Raw genomic sequence first — 22,110 nt, 5'->3', positions numbered from 1 at the left:
TCCCTCTAGCTGCTAATACAAACGGGCCAGGGCGCTGGCCGCATCGAAACCGCCGAACTCGTCGAGCGTGCCCTCGCGCACCCGATTCACCCACGCGGGGTCGGCGAGCAGGGCCCGCCCGACGGCCACGATGTCGAATTCGCCGGCCGCGAACTGGTCGAGCAGCCGGTCGATGGACGACGGCGGTATCGGTCCGCTGCCCTCGCCGGGCCGGAATTCGGTTTCCAGGCCCACCGATCCGACGGCGATGACGGGCAGGCCGGTCACCTTCTTGGTCCAGCCGGCCAGGCTCAGTTCCGGGTTCTCGTCGGGGAAGCCCGGCAGGTAGTGCCGCCGCGTCGACGGGTGCAGGACGTCGACCCCGGCCTCCACCAGCGGGGCGAGTAGTTGCTCGAGTTCGCTTGCGCTGCCGGCCACCTGAGCGTCGTAGCGGTTCATCTTCCACTGGGAGAACCGGTAGATGATCGGGAAGTCGGGGCCGACGGCCGCCCGCACCGCGGCGACGACCTCGGCCGGGAACCTGGTGCGCGCCGCCAGCGAGCCGCCGTAGCCGTCGGTGCGGTGATTGGTGTGCTCCCAGAGGAATTGGTCCAGCAGGTAGCCGTGCGCGCCGTGGATTTCGACGGCGTCGAAGCCGACGGCCTTGGCGTTGGCGGCGGCCACCGCGTACGCCTGCGCGAGTTCAGGTAGCTCTTCGGCGCTCAGCGCGCGGCCGGTCGTGCCACCGGCGATGTCGATGCCCGACGGGCTGACCGGTGTCTGGTCGGGGCGGTCACCGTCATGCACGCCGCGCGCGACGCCCTGGTGCCAGAGCTGGGCGGCGATGGTTCCAGCGTATGAGTGGACGGTATCGGTGACGGCGCGCCAGCCCGCCAGCACGTCGTCGCCGTCGAGGTTGGGGACGCGGTCGGGCCAGCCGGCCGCGGGATGCGGGATGCGAACGCCCTCGGTGATGATCAGCCCGGTGCCGCCGGCGGCACGCCTGCCGTAGTAAGCCGCGACGTCGGGTCCGGGGACCCCGTCCGGTGAGGCGGTCCGGGTCATCGGCGCCATCGCAAACCGGTTGGGCACGGTCAGCGATCCGACGGTCAGCGGAGTGAACAGTTCCTGCGCGCGTGCATCATCCATGACCGGCTACAACCGCATCGGGTGGCGTGTTGATTCCGTTCGGCTCACTGTGATTTTCGCGCGGTGGTCTCGATGAGCGCGACGGCGCGCTCGCGGGCACAATCGGCGTTGACCAGCAACTGATCTCGGCGCCCGGGCCACCAGAACAGCTCGATACCCAGCAGCACGAGGTACACGCAGGACGCGATCACATCGCGCGTCGAGCCGAATGCCGCGTCCCACGCCGCGGTCCCGATCGCGACGACGAGGATCAGTGGCACCACCCACCGGAAGTGTCGGCCGGTTTCGGCGGATGTGTGCATCCCGTCGGCGAAGTCGACCACCGGTTGCGCCAGCGCCGGGTCGCCGATGCGTCCGCCCCAGCGGGTGACGCCCGCGACGCGTACACGCTGTTCACCGGTCAGCGCCTTGGCGCCGGGCCAGTGCTTCGCCATCCGCCAGCCCAGCCAGATGCCGTAGATCACGGTGATGATGGCGCCCGCCAGCAGACCCGCGAACCACAGTCCGGAGTCCAGCCACGCCAGCAGGCCGAGGAAGATTCCGGTGCCGAGGCCCACCACGGCACCGCGACCGATAGCACCGCCGCGCCAGACGAAGGCCGGGACGGTGAGCATCAGCTCAGATTAGACAGTGAACCCCAGCGCGCGGAGCTGTTCGCGACCGTCCTCGGTGATCTTGTCCGGGCCCCACGGCGGGTTCCACACCCAGTTGATCTTGGCCTCGTTGACCAGGCCGGCGCCGACGAGGGCGGTCATCGTCTGATCCTCGATGACGTCGGTCAGCGGACAGGCCGCCGAGGTCAGCGTCATGTCGATCTTCGCGACGGTTCCGGTGTCGCCCTTCTCGACGTTGAGGTCGTAGACCAGGCCGAGGTCGACGACGTTGATGCCGAGTTCGGGATCGACCACGTCACGCATGGCTTCCTCGATATCGTCCAGCAACTGATTGGGCTCGGTCATCGCTTGTCCTCCAAGTCTTTTCGATGCGATGCCTGGGCCACTGCGTCCTTGAACGCCAGCCAGCCCAGCAGTGCACACTTCACCCGGGCCGGATACTTCGCCACACCGGCGAAGGCCACTCCGTCACCCAGCACATCTTCGTCGCCTTCGACGGTCCCCCGCGACGACACCATCTCGCTGAACGCCGCCACCGTCTTGAGCGCGTCGCCGACGGTCAGTCCGATCACCTGATCGGTGAGCACCGACGTGGCGGCCTGGCTGATCGAGCACCCCTGGCCGTCGTAGGAGATATCGGTGACCTTCTCGCCGTCCTCGGACAGCGCCACCCGCAGCGTGACCTCGTCGCCGCACGTGGGATTGACGTGGTGCACCTCGGCGCCGAACGGCTCCCGCAGCCCGCGGTGGTGCGGGTGCTTGTAGTGGTCCAGGATCACTTCCTGGTACATCTGCTCCAACTTCACGAGAAAAACTCCACCGCTCGCTTCACCCCGGCCACCAGGCGGTCCACCTCGTCGAGCGTGTTGTAGACCGCGAACGACGCCCGCGCGGTGGCGGCGATGCCGAACCGGCGGTGCAACGGCCAGGCGCAGTGGTGCCCGACGCGTACGGCCACGCCCTCGTCGTCGAGTACCTGCCCGACGTCGTGGGCGTGCACACCGTCGACGACGAAGCTCACCGGCGATCCGCGGTGCTCCAGCGTCGTCGGCCCGATGATCCGCACCTGGGGTAGTGCTGCCAGCCCCTCGAGTGTGGCGGCCACCAATTCGTTCTCGTGCGCCTCGACCGCGGCCATGCCGATCGTGTCGAGATACCGTGCGGCCGCGCCCAACCCGACGACCTGCGACGTCATCGGGGTGCCTGCCTCGAATCGCTGGGGTGCGGGCGCGTAGGTGGCGGCCTCCATGGTGACCGTCTCGATCATCGATCCGCCGGTGAGGAACGGCGGCATCGCGGCCAGCAGCTCGCGCCGGCCGTAGAGCACGCCGATCCCGGTGGGGCCCAACATCTTGTGACCGGAGAACGCGGCGTAGTCGACGTCCAGTGCGCGGAAGTCCACCGGCTGATGCGGAACCGACTGGCAGGCGTCCAGAACGGTCAGTGCGCCGACTGCCTTGGCCCGCGACACCAGCTCGCCGACCGGCGCGATCGCACCGGTGACATTCGAATGATGGCTGAAGGCAACGACTTTCACCCGCCCGTCGAGCTGCAGCGAATCGAGGTCGATACGGCCGTCGTCGGTCACGCCGTACCAGCGCAGGGTCGCCCCGGTGCGCCGGGCCAGTTCCTGCCACGGGATGAGGTTGGCGTGGTGTTCCAGTTCGGTGGTGACGATGACGTCCCCGGGACCGACCGCCTTCTCGAAGCGCTCGTCACCCAGCACATACGACACCAGGTTCAGCGATTCGGTGGCGTTCTTGGTGAACACCAGCTCGTCGGTGTCGGCGCCGACGAACGCGGCGATATCGGCCCGGCCTCGTTCGTAGGCGTCGGTCGACTCCTCCATCAGCTGGTGCGCACCCCGGTGCACCGCGCCGTTGGAGGTGGTCAGAAACTCACGCTCGGCGTCGAGAACTTGCAGCGGCTTCTGCGAGGTCGCCCCGGAATCCAGGTAGGCCAGCTGATGTCCGCCCCGCATGACCCGATTCAGGATCGGGAAGTCGGCGCGGATGCCAGTGACATCCAGGTCCACCGAGGCGGTCATGTCAGGCTCCTGTCGGCGCGGCCTGCTGGGTGAACCGCACGTAGCCGTTCTCCTCGAGCTCGTCGGCCAGCTCGGCGCCGCCGGATTCGACGATCCGGCCGTCGACGAAGACGTGGACGAACTGCGGGCGGATGTAGCGCAGGATCCGGGTGTAGTGCGTGATCAGCAGGACCCCGGCGTGCTCGGCCTCGGCATAGCGGTTGACACCTTCGGACACCACGCGCAGGGCGTCGACGTCCAGGCCGGAGTCGGTCTCGTCGAGGATCGCGATCTTCGGCTTCAGCAGACCCAGCTGCAGGATCTCGTGGCGCTTCTTCTCACCGCCGGAAAAGCCCTCGTTCACACTGCGTTCGGCGAACTGCGGGTCGATTTCCAGGTCGGCCATTGCTGACTTGACCTCTTTGACCCAGTGCCGCAGCTTGGGCGCCTCGCCGCGGACGGCGGTCGCCGCGGTCCGCAGGAAGTTCGACATCGACACGCCGGGCACCTCGACCGGATACTGCATGGCCAAGAAGAGGCCGGCGCGGGCGCGCTCGTCGACGCTCATCGCCAGCACGTCCTCACCGTCGAGGGTGATCGACCCCGAGGTGACGTGGTACTTGGGGTGGCCGGCGATCGAGTACGACAGCGTGGACTTGCCGGATCCGTTGGGGCCCATGACCGCGTGGGTCTCCCCCGACTTCACGGTCAGGTTGACGCCCTTGAGGATTTCCTTCTCGGTGCCGTCCTCGTTGGCGACGCTGACGTGAAGGTCCTTGATTTCCAAAGTGCTCATGGCTGGGTTGCTTTCGACTCGGTGATGGCAAGTTCTCGTTCGATGGCGTCCGTGAGGCGCTCGCGCACCTCGGGGACCGCGATCTTGGCGATGATTTCGTTGAAGAAACCGCGCACGACCAGGCGGCGGGCCTGATCCTCGGGGATGCCGCGGGCGCGCAGGTAGAACAGCTGCTCGTCGTCGAAACGGCCGGTGGCACTGGCGTGTCCGGCGCCGACGATCTCGCCGGTCTCGATCTCCAGGTTCGGCACCGAGTCGGCGCGGGCGCCGTCGGTCAGCACCAGGTTGCGGTTGACCTCGAAGGTGTCGGTGCCGGTGGCCTCGGCCCGGATCAGCACATCGCCCACCCAGACGGTGTGCGCGTCGGGCTTCTTGGAGTCCGGATCCCCTTGCAGCGCACCCTTGTACAGCACGTCGGACTTGCAGTTCGGCTGGGCGTGGTCGACCAGGAGCCGGGACTCGAAGAACTGCCCGGCGTCGGCGAAGTAGGTGCCCAGCAGCTTGGCGTCCCCGCCGGGGCCGGTGAACCGCACCGTCGTACTCGTGCGCACCACGTCGCCGCCGAGGGTGACGTTCACGTGGCCCAGCACCGAGTCCTTGCCGAGCTTGGCGTGATGCGCGCTGATGTGGACCATGTCGTCGGCGAAGTCGGCGATCCAGATGACGCCCAGGCCGGCCGAGTCGCCGACGATGATCTCGACGTTGTCGGCGTAGGTGCCGCTGCCGCGCAGATCGACGACCACGATCGCACGGGACAGTTCCTCGACGCGGATCTGCAGGTGGCCGTAGGCCACCCCGCCCTCGCCGGGACCGTCGACGGTGATCTCGATGGGCTCGGCGACCTCGGTGTCCCGCGCGACGGTGACGATCGTCGCGGAGTTGAATGACGAAAATGCTTGAGCGGCAACCCGATCGCTGGGAACGCCGCCCTGACCGAGTCGCTCGTCGCCGCGGCGGACGGTCTCGACCGTCACGCCGGGGCGCTCGGTCACCGTGATCGGCGCGGAGCCGTTGGCGACGGCGGAGCCGTCGTGCAGACCGCGCAGTCGCTTGAGCGGGGTGAACCGCCAGATCTCGTCGCGACCGCCCGGCACCTCGAAGGCGTCGACGTCGAAGGAGCTGAATTGCTCACCCTTGTTGATGGCAGTGAGTCGCGAACCCTCCACTGCCTTGGTCAGATTGCTCACTTAACCGACCGCACCTTCCATCTGCAGCTCGATCAGCCGGTTCAGCTCCAGGGCGTACTCCATCGGGAGTTCCTTGGCGATCGGCTCGACGAAGCCGCGCACGACCATCGCCATTGCCTCGTCCTCGGTCATGCCGCGGCTCATCAGATAGAACAGCTGATCCTCGCTGACCTTGGACACGGTGGCCTCATGCCCCATCGTGACGTCGTCCTCGCGGATGTCGACGTAGGGGTAGGTGTCGCTGCGGCTGACCGTATCGACAAGCAGCGCATCGCATTTCACGCTCGAACGCGACCCGTGTGCGCCCTTGTTGACCTGAACCAGGCCGCGGTAGGACGCCCGACCACCGCCGCGCGCCACCGACTTGGACACGATATTGCTCGACGTGTACGGGGCCAGGTGCAGCATCTTGGCGCCGGTGTCCTGGTGTTGCCCTTCGCCGGCGAACGCCACCGAGAGCACCTCGCCCTTGGCGTGCTCACCGGTCATCCACACGGCCGGGTACTTCATCGTCACCTTCGAGCCGATATTGCCGTCGACCCACTCCATGGTGGCGCCGGCCTCGGCACGGGCGCGCTTGGTTACCAGGTTGTAGACGTTGTTCGACCAGTTCTGGATGGTTGTGTACCGGCACCGGCCGCCGGGCTTCACGATGATCTCGACGACCGCGGAGTGCAGCGAGTCGCTCTTGTAGATCGGCGCGGTACAACCCTCGACGTAGTGGACGTAGGCGTCCTCGTCGACGATGATCAGCGTCCGCTCGAACTGTCCCATGTTCTCGGTGTTGATCCGGAAGTAGGCCTGCAGCGGGATGTCGACGTGCACGCCCTTCGGGACGTAGATGAACGAGCCGCCCGACCACACCGCAGTGTTGAGCGCGGAGAACTTGTTGTCCCCGGCCGGGATCACCGTGCCGAAGTACTGCTTGAACAGCTCGGGGTGCTCCCGCAGGCCCGAATCGGTGTCGAGGAAGATGACGCCCTGCGCCTCGAGATCCTCGCGGATCGAGTGATAGACGACCTCGGACTCGTACTGCGCGGCGACGCCGGAGACCAGGCGCTGCTTCTCGGCCTCGGGGATGCCGAGCTTGTCGTAGGTGTTCTTGATGTCCGCGGGCAGGTCGTCCCAGGTGGCGGCCTGCTTCTCGCTTGAGCGCACGAAGTACTTGATGTTGTCGAAGTCGATGCCCTCGAGGTTGGAGCCCCAGTTCGGCATCGGCTTCTTGTCGAATGTGCGCAGCGCCTTCAGGCGGATGTCGAGCATCCATTCGGGTTCGCTCTTCTTGGCCGAGATGTCGCGCACCACAGCCTCGGAGAGTCCACGCTGCGCGCTGGCGCCGGCAACGTCGGAGTCGGCCCAGCCGTAGCCGTATTTGCCCAAGGAGGCAATGGTCTCCTCCTGGGTCAACGGCGTCTCCGGGGTGAGTGTCATGCGACGCTCCTTCTGGTCTAGTGGTGTACCGGTGTGAGCGGCACGTGGGTGGTGCAGGCACAGTCGCCGTTGGCGATGGTCGCCAACCGCTGTACGTGGGTGCCGAGGACCTCGGACATGGCCTGCTTCTCGGCCTCGCACAGTTCCGGAAACTCTTCGGCGACATGCGAAACCGGGCAGTGGTGCTGGCAGATCTGGATGCCCTGCATGGGTCCGCCCACCCGCGTCGTCGCCGCGTAACCGGCCTTCGTCATTGCGTCGGCTACCCGCTCGGCAGTCGATTCAACGTCGTCCGGACCTTCCGTTACTCCCGCGAGGATCGCATCGATCCGGCGCCGGGCGAACGTCTGAACAGCCGCGTCCCCGCCGATTTCGCGCAGTTGGCGGATCGCGGCGGACGCCAGGTCGTCGTAGGTGTGCTCGAGCTTGGCACGCCCTGCCGCGGTGAGCCGGTACCGCTTGGCGGGCCTGCCGCGGCCGGCCTGCTGCCACGCCGCCGCGGCATTCGCCTGCGCGTCGCCGGCTTCGATCAGTGCGTCGAGGTGCCTGCGGACACCGGCGGCGGAGATGCCCAGCCGCTGCCCGATCTCGGCGGCGGTGATCGATCCCGACTCGACCAGGAGCTGCACAATGGAGCGCCGGGTCTGTCCGTCGTGCACTGCGGTGCCCACCACGGGCACAGCATCAGCATCGGACGGGAATTTCACAACACCAGTGTTACGCAATTCCCCAACCAGGTCTAGCAAGGGCACCCTTAGCACGCTGAGGGCGAAAAAGCTGCCGGATAGAGTGCTGTGGTGGCAGCCCGCCAGCTCTCGCTGAGTTCATCGATCGCCCGTCTGCACGGCGATGAACGCACCGTCGGCGCGCCCCTGAATGATGCCGAATTCCGCGCGATGCGCCGGACTCGGCTCTTCGGCGCCACCGGAACGGTGCTGATGGCGATAGGTGCGCTCGGTGCCGGTGCTCGCCCGGTCGTGCAGGACCCCACCTTCGGGGTGCGGCTGCTCAACCTGCCGTCACGCATCCAGACCGTGTCGCTGACCATGACCACCACCGGCGCGGTGATGATGGCGTTGGCCTGGCTGATGCTCGGCCGTTTTGCGCTCGGCAGCCGCCGGATGACGCGCAGTCAGCTTGATCACACTCTGCTGCTGTGGGTGGTGCCGCTGCTGATCGCCCCTCCGATGTACAGCAAGGACGTCTACTCCTATCTGGCGCAGAGCCAGATCTCGGCCAACGGGCTCAACCCCTACAAGGTCGGCCCGGCGCCCGGGCTTGGCCTCGACCACGTCTTCACGCTCTCGGTACCCAGCCTGTGGCGCGAGACGCCGGCGCCGTATGGACCGCTGTTCCTCTGGGTCGGGCGGGGAATATCCGCGTTGACCGGCGAGAACATCGTGGCCGCGGTCCTCAGCCACCGGGTGGTGGTTCTGCTCGGCGTCGGCATGATCGTGTGGGCGGTGCCGCGGCTGGCCCGCCGGTGCGGGGTGGCCGAGGTCAGCGCGCTGTGGCTGGGAGCGGCCAACCCGCTGCTGTTGATGCATCTGGTCGCCGGCATCCACAACGAGGCGCTGATGCTGGGTCTGATGCTCACCGGCACCGAATTCGCCCTGCGCGGCATCGATTCGGCCAAGCCGCTGTGGCCGAAGCCGCTGCGCTGGCCGCAGGGACGGGACGATTGGGCACAGTGGGTGCCGCCGGCGATGCTCGTTCTGGGCGCCGTGCTGATCACGATGTCGTCGCAGGTCAAGCTGCCCGGTCTGCTGGCGTTGGGCTTCGTCGGCATGGCGCTGGCCTACCGCTGGGGCTCGAACGTCAGGGCGTTCCTGCTGGCCAGCACGCTGATGGCCACGCTGTCGCTGGTGGTGATGGCGATCATCGGCTGGGCCAGCGGCCTGGGATTCGGCTGGATCTTCACGCTCGGCACCGCCAACGTGGTGCGCAGCTGGATGTCGCCGCCGACGCTGTTGGCGCTGGGTACCGGCCAGGTCGGGATCCTGCTCGGGCTCGGCGATCACACCACGGCCGTGCTGTCGCTGACCCGCGCGATGGGTGTGCTGATCATCATGATCACGGTCACCTGGCTTCTGCTGGCCGTGCTGCGCGGGCGGCTGCATCCGGTCGGCGGCCTCGGCGTCGCGCTGGGCGCGACCGTGCTGCTTTTCCCCGTCGTGCAGCCCTGGTACCTGCTGTGGGCGATCATCCCGCTGGCGGCCTGGGCCACCCGTCCCGGTTTCCGCATCGCCACGATCGCGGTGTCACTCGTCGTTGGAATCTTCGGGCCGACCGCGAACGGCGACCGCTTCGCCCTGTTCCAGATCGTCGACGCCACGCTGGCCAGCACGGTGATCGTGTTGGTGCTGATCGCGCTGACGTTCCATCGACTGCCCTGGCGCAAGGTGCCCGGGACCAACGAGACGTTCAGCGGTCAGGAGCCGGACGCCCCGCCTGCCGAGCCGCCCACCGAACCACCGGCGCCGCGCCCCGCGCCCGGCGCATACGCTGAGTCACCGTGAGTTCCGGCCGCGAAATCCCCGTGCGACTGCGCGGGGTGTCCAAGCACTATGGGTCGACGACGGCCGTTGCGAACCTCGATCTCGAGGTGCACGCCGCCGAGGTGCTGGCGCTGCTCGGTCCCAACGGGGCGGGCAAGACGACGACAGTCGAGATGTGCGAGGGCTTCACGCGCCCCGACGGCGGCACGATCGAGGTGCTGGGCCTGGATCCGGTCGCCGACAACGCGCGCGTGCGCGAGCGGATCGGCGTGATGCTCCAGGGCGGTGGCGGCTACCCGGCGGCTCGGGCCGGCGAGATGCTGAACCTGGTGGCCTCCTACGCCGCCAGCCCGCTCGATCCGGCGTGGCTGCTGGATACCTTGGGGCTCACCGACGCCGCCCGCACCACCTACCGGCGGCTCTCCGGCGGCCAGCAGCAGCGCCTCGCGCTGGCGTGTGCGCTGGTCGGACGACCCGAGCTGGTGTTCCTCGACGAGCCGACCGCCGGCATGGACGCACACGCGCGGCTGGTGGTGTGGGAGCTGATCGACGCACTGCGCCGCGACGGTGTGACGGTGGTGTTGACCACCCACCAGCTCAAGGAGGCCGAAGAACTCGCCGACCGGATCGTGATCATCGACCACGGCTCGGCCGTCGCGTCCGGTACACCCGCAGAGCTGATGCGCGACGGCGCCGAGGGCCAGCTGCGGTTCTCCGCTCCGCGTCAGCTCGATCTGACACTGTTGGTCGTGGCCTTGCCGGAAGGCTATGCGGCCAAAGAGGTTTCGCCCGGAGAGTATCTCGTGGAGGGCAAGATCGACCCGCAGGTGCTGGCGACGGTGACGGCGTGGTGCGCGCGGCTCGACGTGCTGGCCACCGATGTCCGGGTAGAGCAGCGCAGCCTCGAGGACGTGTTCCTGGAGTTGACCGGCAAGGAGTTGCGTCCATGAGCGACGCGTACGGAGCGAATCATGGGCAGACATGGCGCAACCGAGCCTGCGAGGTAGCGCCATGACGAGCGAGCTCTTCCCGGCGGGCACCTTCTCCCCCGACCCGCGGCCCAGTACGGTGCCGCGGATGCTGGCCGCGCAATACGGCCTCGAGCTGAAACTGTTGCTGCGCAATGGCGAACAGCTGTTGCTGACGATGTTCATCCCGATCACGCTGCTGATCGGGCTCACCCTGCTGCCGCTGGGCTCGTTCGGCGCGCACCGGGTCGCGGTGTTCGTCCCGGCGATCATGGCGCTGGCGGTGATCTCGACCGCGTTCACCGGCCAGGCCATCGCCGTGGCGTTCGATCGCCGCTATGGGGCCCTGAAACGGTTGGGCGCCACCGCCCTTCCGGTGTGGGGCATCATCGCGGGCAAATCGCTGGCCGTGGTGACCGTGGTGTTCCTGCAGGCGCTGCTGCTCGGCGGCATCGGCCTGGCCCTGGGCTGGCGACCCAACCCGCTCGGCCTGCTGCTCGGCGCGGTGGTGATCGCGCTCGGCACAGCGGGATTCGCGGCGATGGGGCTGCTGCTGGGCGGGACGCTGCGCGCCGAGATCGTGCTCGCCGTCGCCAACCTGCTGTGGTTCGTGTTCGCCGGGCTGGGGGCGCTGACGCTGGAAACCAGCGCGATCCCGCGCGGGCTCGCCTGGGTGGCGCGACTCACCCCGTCCGGCGCCCTCACCGAGGCGCTGACGCGAGCGATGTCGTTGTCGGTGGACTGGTTCGGTATCGCGGTGCTGGCGGCGTGGGGTGCGGTCTCGGCCCTGGCGGCGCTGCGCTGGTTCCGGTTCACCTGAGGCTATTCGATCGCCTGGTTCGGCTCGGTCGCCAGCTTCAGCGGTTCGTGCTCGACGACTCGGTCGGCGCCCGGCAGATTCGCGCACCGCGACATGTACTCGTCGATGCCGCTGGCGATCTCCTGCCCGGGGGTGCCCCACCCCGGCTGGTAGCCGTACACGTCGGCGAGCGGCCGGTGCTGACGGTCGCCGTCGAGGATCTCGACGGCGTTCGGACTCAGCAGCGCGGGGTGACGGACCCCGGCCGCCTCCGAGACCTTCAGCAGGTCACGGCGCAACGTCATGATGTAGTTCGCCAGCCGATGTGACTTCTGCTCGGGATCCAAACCCCGAGCGAGCCATGGGTTCTGCGTCGCGACACCGGTCGGGCAGCGGTCGGTGTGGCACTTCTGGGCCTGGATGCAGCCGATCGCCAACATCGCCTCGCGCGCGACGTTGATGAGGTCGACGCCCAGGGCGAACGCCACGATCGCGTTGGCGGGCAGGCCGAGTTTGCCTGACCCGATCCAGGTGACCCGATCGGTCAGACCGGCCTGTGCGAACACCCCGTAAACCTGGGCGAAGCCGACCCGGAACGGGAACGACACGTGGTCGGCGAAGACCAGCGGGGCGGCGCCGGTACCGCCCTCGCCACCATCGATCGTGATGAAGTCGACGCCGCGCTGCCCGTCCCCCATCCGGGCGGCCAGCTCCTGCCAGAATCCGATCTCGCCCACCGCGGACTTGATTCCGACCGGTAGTCCCGTGGCGTCGGCGACCCGCTCGACGACGTCGAGCATCTCGTCAACATTGCGGAATGCGGTGTGCCGGGACGGGCTGACAACGTCCTTGCCCTCCTGGACACCCCGGATCCGGGCGATCTCGGCGTTCACCTTGGCACCCGGAAGGTGGCCGCCCAGACCGGGTTTCGCGCCCTGGCTGAGCTTGAACTCGACGGCGCGGACCGGGCCGGACTGCACGACGTCGATCAGCCGGTCGAGATCGAACTCGCCGCGCTCGTTGCGGCAGCCGAAGTAGCCGGTGCCGATCTGGAACACCAGGTCGCCGCCCTGGCGGTGATGGTCCGACAAGCCACCCTCGCCCGTGTTGTGCCAGGAGCCGGCGAGCTTCACTCCCTTGTTGATCGCCTGGATCGCCTGCGGGCTGAGCGAGCCGAACGACATCGCCGACACGTTGACCACCGACGACGGGCGGAAGGCGTGCCGACGTCCCCGGGGTCCGCCCAGTATCTTTCCGCCCGGCAGCTCGATGTCGCGCCCGTGGATCGGCGAGGCGGGGACGACGTCGGAGAAGGTGGCCTGCTTGATGATCGGATAGGAGGCGTTCTCGGTGTCGTTGTCCGTACCGAACGCGAAGTAGTTGTTGTTCTTCTTGGCCGACGTGTACACCCAGCGTCGCTGATCGCGACTGAACGGCCGCTCGTCGTCGTTGCTGGTGATGATGTACTGGCGCAGCTCCGGGCCGATCGACTCGAGCAGATATCTCGCCCGCGCGATCACCGGGAAATTACGGCGGAGGGCATGCTCCTTCTGGACGAGGTCCTGCAGAGCGATGCCGGCGAGGGCGGCGGGAACCAGTGCGGCGAGCGTCCGCTTCTTCATGCGGCCCACCCTGCCATCGGTCCGGCCCCGGCCGGTAGGGACCGGAGTCACCACGCCGGGGGTCGCACGGACGGCCCTACTACAGGACGTAGTTAGCGGTCCTCTACGATCGGGCCGTGCCCGTCGGACGGTTTTTCCTGCGACTGGTGGACCTGCTGCCACTGCCGAGCCTGCGCGTCCAGCGCATCATCGCCGCCGCGGTGATTCTGACCCAGGGCGGCATCGCCGTCACCGGTGCGATCGTCCGCGTCACCGCGTCGGGGCTGGGTTGCCCGACGTGGCCGCAGTGCTTCCCCGGCAGCTTCGTCCCGGTCCCGCACGCCGAAGTGCCCGGCATTCACCAGGCCGTCGAGTTCGGCAACCGGATGATCACCTTCCTGGTCGTGATCACCGCGATCCTGGCCGTGCTGGCCGTTACCCGCGCCCGGCGCCGCCGTGAGGTGCTCGTCTACGCCTGGTTGATGCCGGCGTCGACGGTGGTGCAGGCGGTGCTCGGCGGCATCACCGTGCTGGCCGGGCTGGCCTGGTGGACGGTGGCGATTCACCTGCTGGCCTCGATGGCGATGGTGTGGCTGGCCACCCTGCTCTACGTGAAGATCGGCGAGCCCGACGACGGCATCTCGACCGCGCTGGTGCCCAAGCCGCTGCGGCACCTGACGGTGCTCGGTGCGGTGACGCTCGCCGCGATTCTGGTCACCGGCACCTTGGTGACCGGCGCAGGCCCGCACGCCGGTGACAAGAGCCCGCAGCGGGTGGTGCCGCGACTCGAGGTCGAGATCCTCACACTGGTGCACATGCACTCGACGCTGCTGATCGCCTACCTGGCGCTGCTGGTCGGGCTTGCCGCCGGCCTTCAGGCGGTGTTTGCGCCGCGGTCGATCATGACGCGGCTGGCGGTGCTCGTCGGTCTTGTTCTGGCCCAGGGCTTGGTCGGTGCGGTGCAGTTCTTCACCGGTGTCCCGGCCGCATTGGTGGCCGTGCACGTCGCGGGCGCGGCGGCCTGCACCGCTGCCACCGCCGCGCTATGGGCGTCGATGCGACAGCGGACCGAGCCCAAGACGCTCGAGGGCTGACTCGACTTCGAGGGCGAAGGCACGCTGCTGAAGATCGCGGGTGCGTTCGTCGAGCTGACGCCAGCCCAGCCCCGGCTCGATCACCTCGAGCTCCAGCAGCAGCGGATTGTCGGCGCCGCCGATGAGATCGACTCGGGCGTAGAGAAATTCACTGATGTCGATGCCCAGATGGCCCGCGGCGGCGGCCAGCGCGGCCGCGCCGACGTCCCACATCTCGAAGTCGGGATCGGCCGGGGCCAGCGACTCCTCGACGTAAGTCCCGGAATCGTGCAGCGTGGGCGACTCCCCTTCCGGCGGCAGCATCGGCCCTTTGGTGAACGCGTGCGACTGCCGGCCGCCGAGGAACACCAGCGCGGTCTCCCCCTGCTCGACGCGGGCGTCGTAGGGCTGGATCAACGCGGTGCGTCCGCTGTCCTGCAGGGCGCGGACGTGCTTGCGCGCCGCGGCGGCGTCGACGAACCTGCCGGTGTCGATCGAGCCGGCACCGATGGCGGGTTTGACCACGATCTCGCCCTTGGGCAGACGCACGGTGTCCCCGGGTTCGACGAAGAACGACGCGATGGTGGGGACGCCCGCGTCGGCGAGGTCCTGCAGATAATGCTTGTCGCTGTTCCAGGCCACCACGTCCGGTGCGTTGAGCAGATGGCGCACCCGCCTGGTCCAGGCCAGGAATTCCTCGCGGCGTTCGGCGTAGTCCCACGCGGCCCGCAGGATCACCAGGTCGGCCGTCTCGGTCGGCGGGTCGTCCCAGGACAGCCAGCGGGCATGCAGCCCCCGGGTGCGCAGGGCGGCGATCAGCCCGTCGTCGTCACCGTCGCCCGTCACCAGTTGCGGGCATCCGGCCAGCACGATGCTCGGATGGAAGACATCGGGACGAGCCAGATTCGGGCGAGCACTCACACCGGGGATGATAGTGACCATGCATGCGATCGAAGTCGCCGAGACGGGCGGCCCCGAGGTCCTGAACTACGTCGAGAAGCCGCAACCCACGCCCGGCCCGGCCGAGGTGCTGATCGCCGCGGACGCGATCGGCGTCAACTACATCGACACCTATTTCCGTTCCGGCCTGTATCCGCGGGAGCTGCCCTTCGTGCTGGGCACCGAGGTGTGCGGCACGATCGCCGCCGTCGGAGACGACGTCGCCGCGATCAAGCCCGGCGACCGGGTGGTCACCGCGGTGGCGTCTGGTGCCTATGCCGACTTCTGTACGGCCCCAGCAGATTTCGTCGCCTACGTACCGGACTCGGTGCCGTCGGACGCGATCGCGTCGGCACTGCTGAAGGGGATGACGGCGCATTACCTGATCAAGTCGGTGTACGCGGTGCAGGCCCGCGACTTCGTCCTGGTGCATGCCGGCGCCGGCGGCGTGGGGCTGATCTTGACGCAGTGGGCCACGAGCCTGGGTGCGCGGGTGATCACGACTGCCTCCAGCCCGCAAAAGGCGGAGTTGTCGCGGCAGGCCGGCGCGATCGAGGTGCTCGACTATCCCGACGAGCCCGGCGAGTTCGCCGCCAAGATCCGCGACCTCACCAACGGTCACGGGGTCGCGGCGGTCTACGACGGGGTCGGCAAGACGACGTTCGACGCCAGCCTGGCGAGCTTGGCGGTCCGGGGCACCCTGGCGCTGTTCGGCGCGTCCAGCGGACCGGTTCCGCCGGTCGATCCGCAGCGGCTCAACGCCGCCGGGTCGGTGTTCCTCACCCGGCCCAACCTCGCCCACTTCACCCGGACGCCGGATGAATTCGCTTGGCGAGCGGGCGAATTACTGGACGCGATCGCCAGCGGCTCGATCACGATCACCGTCGGCGGACACTATCCCCTCGCCGAGGCGGCGCAGGCGCACCGCGATCTGCAGGGCCGCAAAACGACCGGCTCGATCGTCCTGCTGCCCTGACTCCACCACTCGGCGAAACCGACGATTCGCAGGATTTGTGCGAGTAGATCGCTGCAAATCGTCGATCTCGGTGTCTTAGAACAGGGTCGGCAGCGCGAGGGCGGAGTCGACGGCCAGCGCGACGAAGACCAGCGCCAGGTAGTTGTTCGAATGCAGGAACAACCGCAGCGGCTTGACCGGGTTGCCGCGGCGCACGCCGGCATGCAGGCGGTGCGCCATGATCAGGAACCAGCCACCGGCCAGCGCCGCCACCGAGCCGTACAGCCAGCCGGCAGCAGGCGCGAGCGCCAGCGTCGCGATCACGGTCAGCCAGGTGTAGATCAGGATCTGCTTGGTGACCTGAAGCTCGGTGGCCACCACGGGCAACATCGGGACGCCGGCGGCCGCGTAGTCGTCCTTGTACTTCATGGCCAGCGCCCAGGTATGCGGCGGCGTCCAGAAGAAGATGATCGCGAACATCACCAGGGCCTGCCAGCCGATCGTGTCGGTGACCGCCGACCAGCCGATCATCACCGGCATGCAGCCGGCCGCGCCGCCCCACACCACGTTCTGCGAGGTGCGCCGCTTGAGCAGCAGGGTGTAGATCAGCACGTAGAACGCGATCGTGGCCGCGGCCAGATGCGCCGAGAGCAGGTTGGTGGTCCACCAGAGCCAGAAGAACGAGCCGACCGACAGCGTCAGGCCGAACACCAGGGCGTGGCTGCGCGGCACCGTGGCCCGGGCCAGCGGGCGGCGCTCCGTGCGCTTCATCACCTTGTCGATGTCGGCGTCGGCCACGCAGTTCAGCGTGTTGGCGCCCGCCGCGGCCAGCAGACCACCGAACAGGGTGTTGAAGATCAGCGGCAGGTCGACGGTGCCGCGGCCGGCCAGCAGCATGGCCGGAATCGTGGTGACGAGCAGCAGCTCGATGACGCGCGGCTTGGTCAGCGCGAGGTAGCCGAGGAGCCGGTCGCGGAATCGAATGGGCGCCCCGTCAACGAGGTGCACTTCGCGAACTCTCACGCAACTGACTCCTGACCTGACGATCTACTACAGAGGATGGTAGTCGGCCGCGCGAGCACTTCCGCACGGACGGGTCGATTCACGGTCATTCCATCGTGATGACACAGTTTGCGGTGTAGAGCTTCACCCGCGGGTAACGCTGGTAGCAGCACTATGCAGCCACCCACCTTGCAGCATTAGGGTGAAGAGGACCACCCAGCTTGCCGCCCTTTGATCACGCCAGGAGCGAGTTTGTGACCACTGTCGAAGAGATCGCCACGCTGACCCAACCCCACCACCCCGAGGACTGGACGGAGCTGGACTCCAAGGCCGTCGACACGGTGCGGGTGCTGGCCGCCGACGCGGTCCAGAAGGTCGGCAACGGGCACCCGGGCACGGCGATGAGCCTGGCTCCGCTGGCCTACACGTTGTTCCAGCGGGTGATGCGGCACGATCCGAGCGATACCCACTGGCTGGGCCGCGACCGGTTCATCCTGTCCTGCGGGCACAGCAGCCTGACGCTGTATCTGCAGCTGTATTTGGGCGGGTTCGGCCTGGAGCTCTCCGATATCGAGTCGCTGCGCACCTGGGGCTCCAAGACGCCCGGGCATCCGGAGTTCCGCCACACCAAGGGTGTCGAGATCACCACCGGCCCGCTGGGCCAGGGTCTGGCCTCCGCGGTCGGGATGGCGATGGCCGCACGCTACGAACGTGGCCTGTTCGACCCCGACGCCCCGGCCGGCACCAGCCCGTTCGACCACTACATCTACGTCGTCTGCTCCGACGGCGACATCGAAGAGGGCATCACCAGCGAGGCCTCGTCCCTGGCAGGCACCCAGCAGCTGGGCAACCTCATCGTGTTCTACGACAAGAACCACATCTCGATCGAGCACGACACCGATATCGCATTGAGCGAGAACGTCGCCGAGCGTTACCGCGCGTACGGCTGGCATGTGCAGGAGGTCGAGGGCGGCGAGAACGTGGTCGGCATCGAGGCCGCCATCGCCGAGGCCAAGAAGGTCACCGACAAGCCGTCGTTCATCTCGGTCCGCACGATCATCGGCTATCCGGCTCCCACCAAGATGAACACCGGCGGGGTGCACGGCGCCGCGCTCGGCGACGACGAGGTGGCCGCCACCAAGAAGGTCCTCGGCTTCGACCCGGACAAGAAGTTCGAGGTGCACGACGAGGTCATCGCGCACACCCGCAAGCTCGTTGATCGCGGCCGCGAAGCCCACGAGAAGTGGCAGGGTGAGTTCGACGCCTGGGCACAGCGCGAGCCGGAACGCAAGGCACTGCTGGACCGGCTGCTCGCCCAGGAACTGCCCGACGGCTGGGATGCCGACATCACCTACTGGGAGCCGGGATCCAAGGCGGTCGCCACCCGTGCCGCGTTCGGCCAGGTGCTCAACGACGTCGCCCCGAAGCTGCCCGAATTGTGGGGTGGTTCAGCCGATCTCGCAGGCAGCAACAACACGACGATCAAAGGCGTCAAGTCGTTCGGGCCGCCGTCGATCTCCACCGACGACTTCACCGCCGACTGGTACGGCCGGGTGCTGCACTTCGGGATCCGTGAGCACGCGATGGGCGCGATCCTGTCCGGCATCGTGCTGCACGGCCCCACGCGCGCCTTCGGCGGCACGTTCCTGCAGTTCTCCGACTACATGCGCGCGTCGGTGCGACTGGCCTCGCTGATGGACATCGACACCATCTACATCTGGACGCACGACTCGATCGGCCTGGGCGAGGATGGCCCCACCCACCAGCCGATCGAGCATCTGGCCGCGCTGCGGGCGATCCCCAAGCTGTCGGTGGTGCGCCCCGGCGACCCGAACGAGACCGCGTACGCGTGGCGCAGCATCATCGCCCGCGGCAACGGTGCGGGCCCGGTCGGTTTCATCCTCACCCGCCAGGGCATTCCGGTACTCGAGGGCACCAGCGCCGAAGGCGTCCAGAAGGGCGGCTACGTCCTGGGCGGCGGCAACCCGGCCGACGACGCCGACGTCATCATCATCGCCACCGGCTCTGAGCTGCAGCTGGCCGTCGAGGCTCAGAAGTTGTTGGCCGCCAAGGACATCAACGCCTACGTGGTGTCGATGCCCTGTGTCGAGTGGTTCAACTCGCAGCCGCAGGAGTACCGCGACAGCGTGCTGCCTCCGGACGTGTCGGCCCGCGTCGCGGTGGAAGCGGGGGTGGCCCAGAGCTGGTACCGGTTCGTCGGCGACACCGGCGAAATCATCTCGATCGAGCACTACGGCGAATCCGCCGACGACAAGACCCTGTTCCGCGAATTCGGATTCACCGCAGAAGCCGTCGCCGACGCCGCGGAACGCGTGATCGACAACTAATCCACACGACCAACTGAAGGGGAACGTCATGGCACAGAATCCCAACCTCGCCGCACTGTCCGCGGCCGGGGTGTCCGTCTGGCTCGACGACCTGTCCCGGGACCGGCTGCGGTCGGGCAACTTGCAGGAGCTGATCGACACCCGCAGCGTGGTCGGTGTCACCACCAACCCGTCGATCTTCCAGGCCGCTCTATCGCACGGAAACGCCTATGACGCACAGGTTTCCGAGCTCGCCGAGCGTGGTGCCGACGTCGACGCGACGATCCGCACCGTCACCACCGACGATGTCCGCGAGGCCTGCGACGTGCTGCGGCCGCAGTGGGAGGCCTCCGACGGCGTCGACGGCCGGGTCTCGATCGAGGTCGACCCGCGCCTTGCGCACGACACCGACAAAACCATCCTGCAGGCCATCGAGCTGTGGAAGATCGTCGACCGGCCCAACCTGCTGATCAAGATCCCCGCCACCGAGGCGGGTGTGCCGGCCATCGCATCGGTTCTGGCCGAAGGCATTTCGGTGAACGTGACGCTGATCTTCTCGGTCGAGCGGTACAAGCTGGTGATGGACGCCTATCTGCAGGGCCTCGAGAAGGCCAAGGAAGCCGGCCACGACATCGCCAAGATCCATTCCGTCGCATCGTTCTTCGTGTCCCGGGTGGACACCGAGATCGACAAGCGTCTGGAGAAGATCGGCTCCGACGAGGCGCTCGCGCTTCGCGGACAGGCCGGCGTCGCCAACGCCCGACTGGCCTACGCCGCCTACGAGGAGGTGTTCCTCGGCGGCGACCGGTTCGGCGCCCTGCGCGATGCGGGTGCCCGGGTGCAGCGACCGCTGTGGGCATCCACGGGCGTGAAGAATCCGGACTACTCCGACACCCTCTACGTCACCGAGCTGGTCGCCCCCAACACGGTGAACACCATGCCGGAGAAGACGATTGACGCGGTCGCCGACCACGGCGTCGTCACCGGCGACACGATCACCGGCACCGCGACCGCCTCCCAGGAGGTGTTCGACAAGCTCGACGCCATCGGCATCGACCTGCGCGACGTATTCCTGGTGCTGGAGAACGAGGGCGTGGACAAATTCGAGAAGTCCTGGCAGGAACTGCTCGACGCCACCCAGGAACAGCTCAACGCCGCGGCCAAATGACGGACCGGCCCGTACCCGGGGTGGTAGCGCCCGCCCCGGCCTCCTGGCACAACCCGCTGCGCGACAAGCGGGACAAGCGGATGCCGTTGATCGCCGGGCCGTGCGGCGTGGTGATCTTCGGTGTCACCGGCGATCTCGCCCGCAAGAAGCTGATGCCGGCGATCTACGACCTGGCCAACCGGGGGCTGCTGCCGCCGTCGTTCTCCCTCGTCGGTTTCGCCCGACGGGACTGGGCCGACCAGGATTTCGGCGCTGTCGTGCACGATGCGGTCTGCCAGCATGCCCGCACACCCTTTCGTCAGGAGGTGTGGGATCGGCTGGCCGAAGGGTTCCGGTTCGTCCAGGGCTCCTTCGACGACGATGCGTCGTTCCAGCGGCTGGCCGAGACGCTGGAAAAGCTCGATGTGGAACGCGGCACGGGCGGCAATCATGCCTTCTACCTGTCGATTCCACCGAAGTCGTTCCCGGTGGTATGTGAGCAGCTGAAGAAGTCCGGGCTGGCCCGTCAGCAAGAGGGCCGGTGGAGCCGGGTGGTCATCGAAAAGCCGTTCGGCCATGACCTGCAGAGCGCCATCGAACTCAACAAGGTGGTCAACAGCGTCTTCCCCGAGGAGTCGGTGTTCCGCATCGACCACTACCTCGGCAAGGAGACGGTGCAGAACATCCTGGCGCTGCGGTTCGCCAACGAGCTGTTCGAGCCGATCTGGAACAACCATTACGTCGACAGCGTGCAGATCACGATGGCCGAGGACATCGGGCTTGGTGGGCGTGGCGGTTATTACGACGGGATCGGGGCGGCGCGCGACGTCATCCAGAACCACCTGCTGCAGCTGCTGGCGCTGACCGCGATGGAAGAGCCGGTGAGCTTCCATCCGAGCGAGGTCAGGGCTGAGAAGATCAAGGTGCTCTCGGCCACCTCGCCCGTGCAGCCGTTGGACCTGACCACCTCTCGCGGTCAATACGCCTCGGGCTGGCAGGGCGGCGAGAAGGTCGTCGGACTGCTCGACGAGGAGGGCTTTTCGAAGACCTCCACCACCGAGACGTTCGCCGCGATCACGCTTGACGTCGACACCCGGCGGTGGGCCGGCGTCCCGTTCTATCTGCGGACCGGAAAGCGGTTGGGCCGCAGGGTCACCGAGGTCGCCCTGGTGTTCCGTCGTGCTCCCCACCTGCCGTTCGACGCGACGATGACCGAGGAACTCGGCAAGAACGCGTTGGTGATTCGCGTTCAGCCCGACGAGGGCATCACGCTGCGGTTCGGCTCGAAGGTGCCCGGCAGCGCGATGGAAGTCCGCGACGTCAACATGGACTTCTCCTACGGTTCGGCGTTCGCCGAGGATTCGCCGGAGGCCTACGAGCGGCTGATCCTCGACGTGCTACTCGGCGAGCCGTCGCTGTTCCCCGGCAACGCCGAGGTCGAATTGTCTTGGGAGATACTCGATCCCGTGCTGGATTACTGGGCTTCACACGGCAAGCCCGATCCCTACGAGTCGGGCACCTGGGGCCCCGATTCGGCGTTCGAGATGCTACAGCGGTCCGGTCGTGAATGGAGGCGTCCATGATTCGCGCCGGCGCCGATGCAGAGCGAGGCACGAGCG

The 22,110-nt window shown here is 67.7% G+C and carries 20 protein-coding genes; 8 read left to right on the top strand and 12 right to left on the bottom strand.

Translation table 11 applies throughout. From position 1 onward, the window contains the following. Positions 1-12: 12 nt before the first annotated feature. Genes K0O64_RS13350 through K0O64_RS13310 form a run of 9 tightly spaced genes read right to left on the bottom strand, consistent with a single transcriptional unit; the run spans position 13 to position 7,943 of the window. The gene (locus tag K0O64_RS13350) at positions 13-1,128 is read right to left on the bottom strand and encodes an NADH:flavin oxidoreductase (RefSeq protein WP_220046422.1); all 1,116 of its coding nucleotides are present in this window, start codon (positions 1,126-1,128) and stop codon (positions 13-15) included. A gap of 44 nt (positions 1,129-1,172) precedes the next feature. Beyond that, positions 1,173-1,742 carry a hypothetical protein gene (locus K0O64_RS13345; RefSeq protein ID WP_096311363.1) on the bottom strand — a complete coding sequence of 190 codons (570 nt, stop codon included), beginning with the start codon at positions 1,740-1,742 and terminating at the stop codon, positions 1,173-1,175. A 9-nt stretch (positions 1,743-1,751) separates the two neighbouring features. Further along, positions 1,752-2,087 carry a metal-sulfur cluster assembly factor gene (locus K0O64_RS13340; protein ID WP_096311362.1) on the bottom strand — a complete coding sequence of 112 codons (336 nt, stop codon included), beginning with the start codon at positions 2,085-2,087 and terminating at the stop codon, positions 1,752-1,754. Continuing rightward, positions 2,084-2,548: a Fe-S cluster assembly sulfur transfer protein SufU gene (gene sufU / locus K0O64_RS13335; RefSeq protein WP_096311361.1), complete on the bottom strand. Its 465-nt coding sequence runs from the start codon at positions 2,546-2,548 to the stop codon at positions 2,084-2,086. Before sufU ends, K0O64_RS13340 begins: the two co-directional genes overlap by 4 nt. After that, entirely contained in the window at positions 2,545-3,789 is a 1,245-nt protein-coding gene (locus K0O64_RS13330) for a cysteine desulfurase (RefSeq protein ID WP_096311360.1), read from the bottom strand. The genes sufU and K0O64_RS13330 overlap by 4 nt, the downstream gene beginning before the upstream one ends. Position 3,790: 1 nt before the next feature. Beyond that, positions 3,791-4,564 (bottom strand): Fe-S cluster assembly ATPase SufC, encoded by a 774-nt coding sequence (gene sufC, locus K0O64_RS13325; RefSeq protein ID WP_071945194.1) that lies wholly within the window; start codon positions 4,562-4,564, stop codon positions 3,791-3,793. Then, a complete protein-coding gene (gene sufD, locus K0O64_RS13320; protein ID WP_096311359.1) occupies positions 4,561-5,751 on the bottom strand; it encodes a Fe-S cluster assembly protein SufD in 1,191 nt (396 codons plus the stop codon). Before sufD ends, sufC begins: the two co-directional genes overlap by 4 nt. After that, a complete protein-coding gene (sufB, locus tag K0O64_RS13315) occupies positions 5,752-7,182 on the bottom strand; it encodes a Fe-S cluster assembly protein SufB (protein WP_096311358.1) in 1,431 nt (476 codons plus the stop codon). A gap of 17 nt (positions 7,183-7,199) precedes the next feature. Next, positions 7,200-7,943: a helix-turn-helix transcriptional regulator gene (locus K0O64_RS13310; RefSeq protein WP_096311357.1), complete on the bottom strand. Its 744-nt coding sequence runs from the start codon at positions 7,941-7,943 to the stop codon at positions 7,200-7,202. Between the two features lie 36 nt (positions 7,944-7,979). On the opposite strand from K0O64_RS13310, the gene mptB reads away from it, so the two are divergent. The 3 genes from mptB to K0O64_RS13295 all read left to right on the top strand — a co-directional run bounded on the left by mptB (position 7,980) and on the right by K0O64_RS13295 (position 11,468). Beyond that, complete coding sequence (mptB, locus tag K0O64_RS13305; RefSeq protein ID WP_164520070.1) at positions 7,980-9,701, top strand: polyprenol phosphomannose-dependent alpha 1,6 mannosyltransferase MptB; 1,722 nt, start codon at positions 7,980-7,982, stop codon at positions 9,699-9,701. 20 nt (positions 9,702-9,721) lie between these two features. Further along, positions 9,722-10,630 carry an ABC transporter ATP-binding protein gene (locus K0O64_RS13300; RefSeq protein ID WP_096312844.1) on the top strand — a complete coding sequence of 303 codons (909 nt, stop codon included), beginning with the start codon at positions 9,722-9,724 and terminating at the stop codon, positions 10,628-10,630. Between the two features lie 61 nt (positions 10,631-10,691). Then, positions 10,692-11,468: an ABC transporter permease gene (locus tag K0O64_RS13295; RefSeq protein ID WP_071945204.1), complete on the top strand. Its 777-nt coding sequence runs from the start codon at positions 10,692-10,694 to the stop codon at positions 11,466-11,468. Positions 11,469-11,470: 2 nt separating this feature from the next. On the opposite strand, the gene K0O64_RS13290 is transcribed toward K0O64_RS13295, so the two are convergent. After that, positions 11,471-13,069, bottom strand: coding sequence for an FMN-binding glutamate synthase family protein (locus K0O64_RS13290; RefSeq protein WP_096311355.1), 1,599 nt, complete (start codon positions 13,067-13,069; stop codon positions 11,471-11,473). Positions 13,070-13,185: 116 nt separating this feature from the next. Here K0O64_RS13290 and K0O64_RS13285 point away from each other — a divergent pair, with 116 nt between their 5' ends. Next, positions 13,186-14,142: a COX15/CtaA family protein gene (locus tag K0O64_RS13285; RefSeq protein ID WP_096311354.1), complete on the top strand. Its 957-nt coding sequence runs from the start codon at positions 13,186-13,188 to the stop codon at positions 14,140-14,142. Here the strand turns inward: K0O64_RS13285 and K0O64_RS13280 are convergent. After that, positions 14,092-15,042, bottom strand: coding sequence for an ATP-grasp domain-containing protein (locus K0O64_RS13280; RefSeq protein WP_425574796.1), 951 nt, complete (start codon positions 15,040-15,042; stop codon positions 14,092-14,094). The two genes, K0O64_RS13285 and K0O64_RS13280, sit on opposite strands and share 51 nt — an antisense overlap. 19 nt (positions 15,043-15,061) lie before the next feature. Between K0O64_RS13280 and K0O64_RS13275 the strand changes: the two genes are divergently transcribed. Then, entirely contained in the window at positions 15,062-16,036 is a 975-nt protein-coding gene (locus K0O64_RS13275; protein WP_071949879.1) for a quinone oxidoreductase family protein, read from the top strand. Positions 16,037-16,111: 75 nt separating this feature from the next. Here the strand turns inward: K0O64_RS13275 and K0O64_RS13270 are convergent, their stop codons facing one another. Then, positions 16,112-17,038: a heme o synthase gene (locus K0O64_RS13270; protein ID WP_071945212.1), complete on the bottom strand. Its 927-nt coding sequence runs from the start codon at positions 17,036-17,038 to the stop codon at positions 16,112-16,114. A gap of 233 nt (positions 17,039-17,271) precedes the next feature. On the opposite strand from K0O64_RS13270, the gene tkt reads away from it, so the two are divergent. From tkt to zwf, 3 genes are read left to right on the top strand one after another with little or no spacing between them, the layout of a single operon-like run. After that, complete coding sequence (gene tkt, locus K0O64_RS13265) at positions 17,272-19,365, top strand: transketolase (protein ID WP_071945214.1); 2,094 nt, start codon at positions 17,272-17,274, stop codon at positions 19,363-19,365. Between the two features lie 28 nt (positions 19,366-19,393). Further along, positions 19,394-20,512 (top strand): transaldolase, encoded by a 1,119-nt coding sequence (gene tal, locus K0O64_RS13260; RefSeq protein ID WP_071945216.1) that lies wholly within the window; start codon positions 19,394-19,396, stop codon positions 20,510-20,512. Continuing rightward, positions 20,509-22,074, top strand: a complete 1,566-nt coding sequence (zwf, locus tag K0O64_RS13255; protein ID WP_096311352.1) for a glucose-6-phosphate dehydrogenase — start codon at positions 20,509-20,511, stop codon at positions 22,072-22,074. Before tal ends, zwf begins: the two co-directional genes overlap by 4 nt. Positions 22,075-22,110 lie beyond the last annotated feature (36 nt).

The sequence above is a fragment of the Mycolicibacterium pallens genome, from assembly GCF_019456675.1.
Taxonomy (GTDB): Bacteria; Actinomycetota; Actinomycetes; order Mycobacteriales; family Mycobacteriaceae; genus Mycobacterium; species Mycobacterium crocinum.
Note: the sequence above shows the minus strand (reverse complement) of the source record. Positions and strands in the feature narration are given on the sequence as shown.

What these genes read in the sequence shown, in the direction of transcription:
- K0O64_RS13350 (WP_220046422.1), bottom strand. Translation starts at nt 1,128, where the DNA reads ATGGATGATGCACGCGCGCAGGAACTGTTCACTCCGCTGACCGTCGGA.
- K0O64_RS13345 (WP_096311363.1), bottom strand. Translation starts at nt 1,742, where the DNA reads ATGCTCACCGTCCCGGCCTTCGTCTGGCGCGGCGGTGCTATCGGTCGC.
- K0O64_RS13340 (WP_096311362.1), bottom strand. Translation starts at nt 2,087, where the DNA reads ATGACCGAGCCCAATCAGTTGCTGGACGATATCGAGGAAGCCATGCGT.
- K0O64_RS13330 (WP_096311360.1), bottom strand. Translation starts at nt 3,789, where the DNA reads ATGACCGCCTCGGTGGACCTGGATGTCACTGGCATCCGCGCCGACTTC.
- sufC (WP_071945194.1), bottom strand. Translation starts at nt 4,564, where the DNA reads ATGAGCACTTTGGAAATCAAGGACCTTCACGTCAGCGTCGCCAACGAG.
- sufB (WP_096311358.1), bottom strand. Translation starts at nt 7,182, where the DNA reads ATGACACTCACCCCGGAGACGCCGTTGACCCAGGAGGAGACCATTGCC.
- K0O64_RS13295 (WP_071945204.1), top strand. Translation starts at nt 10,692, where the DNA reads ATGACGAGCGAGCTCTTCCCGGCGGGCACCTTCTCCCCCGACCCGCGG.
- K0O64_RS13290 (WP_096311355.1), bottom strand. Translation starts at nt 13,069, where the DNA reads ATGAAGAAGCGGACGCTCGCCGCACTGGTTCCCGCCGCCCTCGCCGGC.
- K0O64_RS13275 (WP_071949879.1), top strand. Translation starts at nt 15,062, where the DNA reads ATGCATGCGATCGAAGTCGCCGAGACGGGCGGCCCCGAGGTCCTGAAC.
- tal (WP_071945216.1), top strand. Translation starts at nt 19,394, where the DNA reads ATGGCACAGAATCCCAACCTCGCCGCACTGTCCGCGGCCGGGGTGTCC.
- zwf (WP_096311352.1), top strand. Translation starts at nt 20,509, where the DNA reads ATGACGGACCGGCCCGTACCCGGGGTGGTAGCGCCCGCCCCGGCCTCC.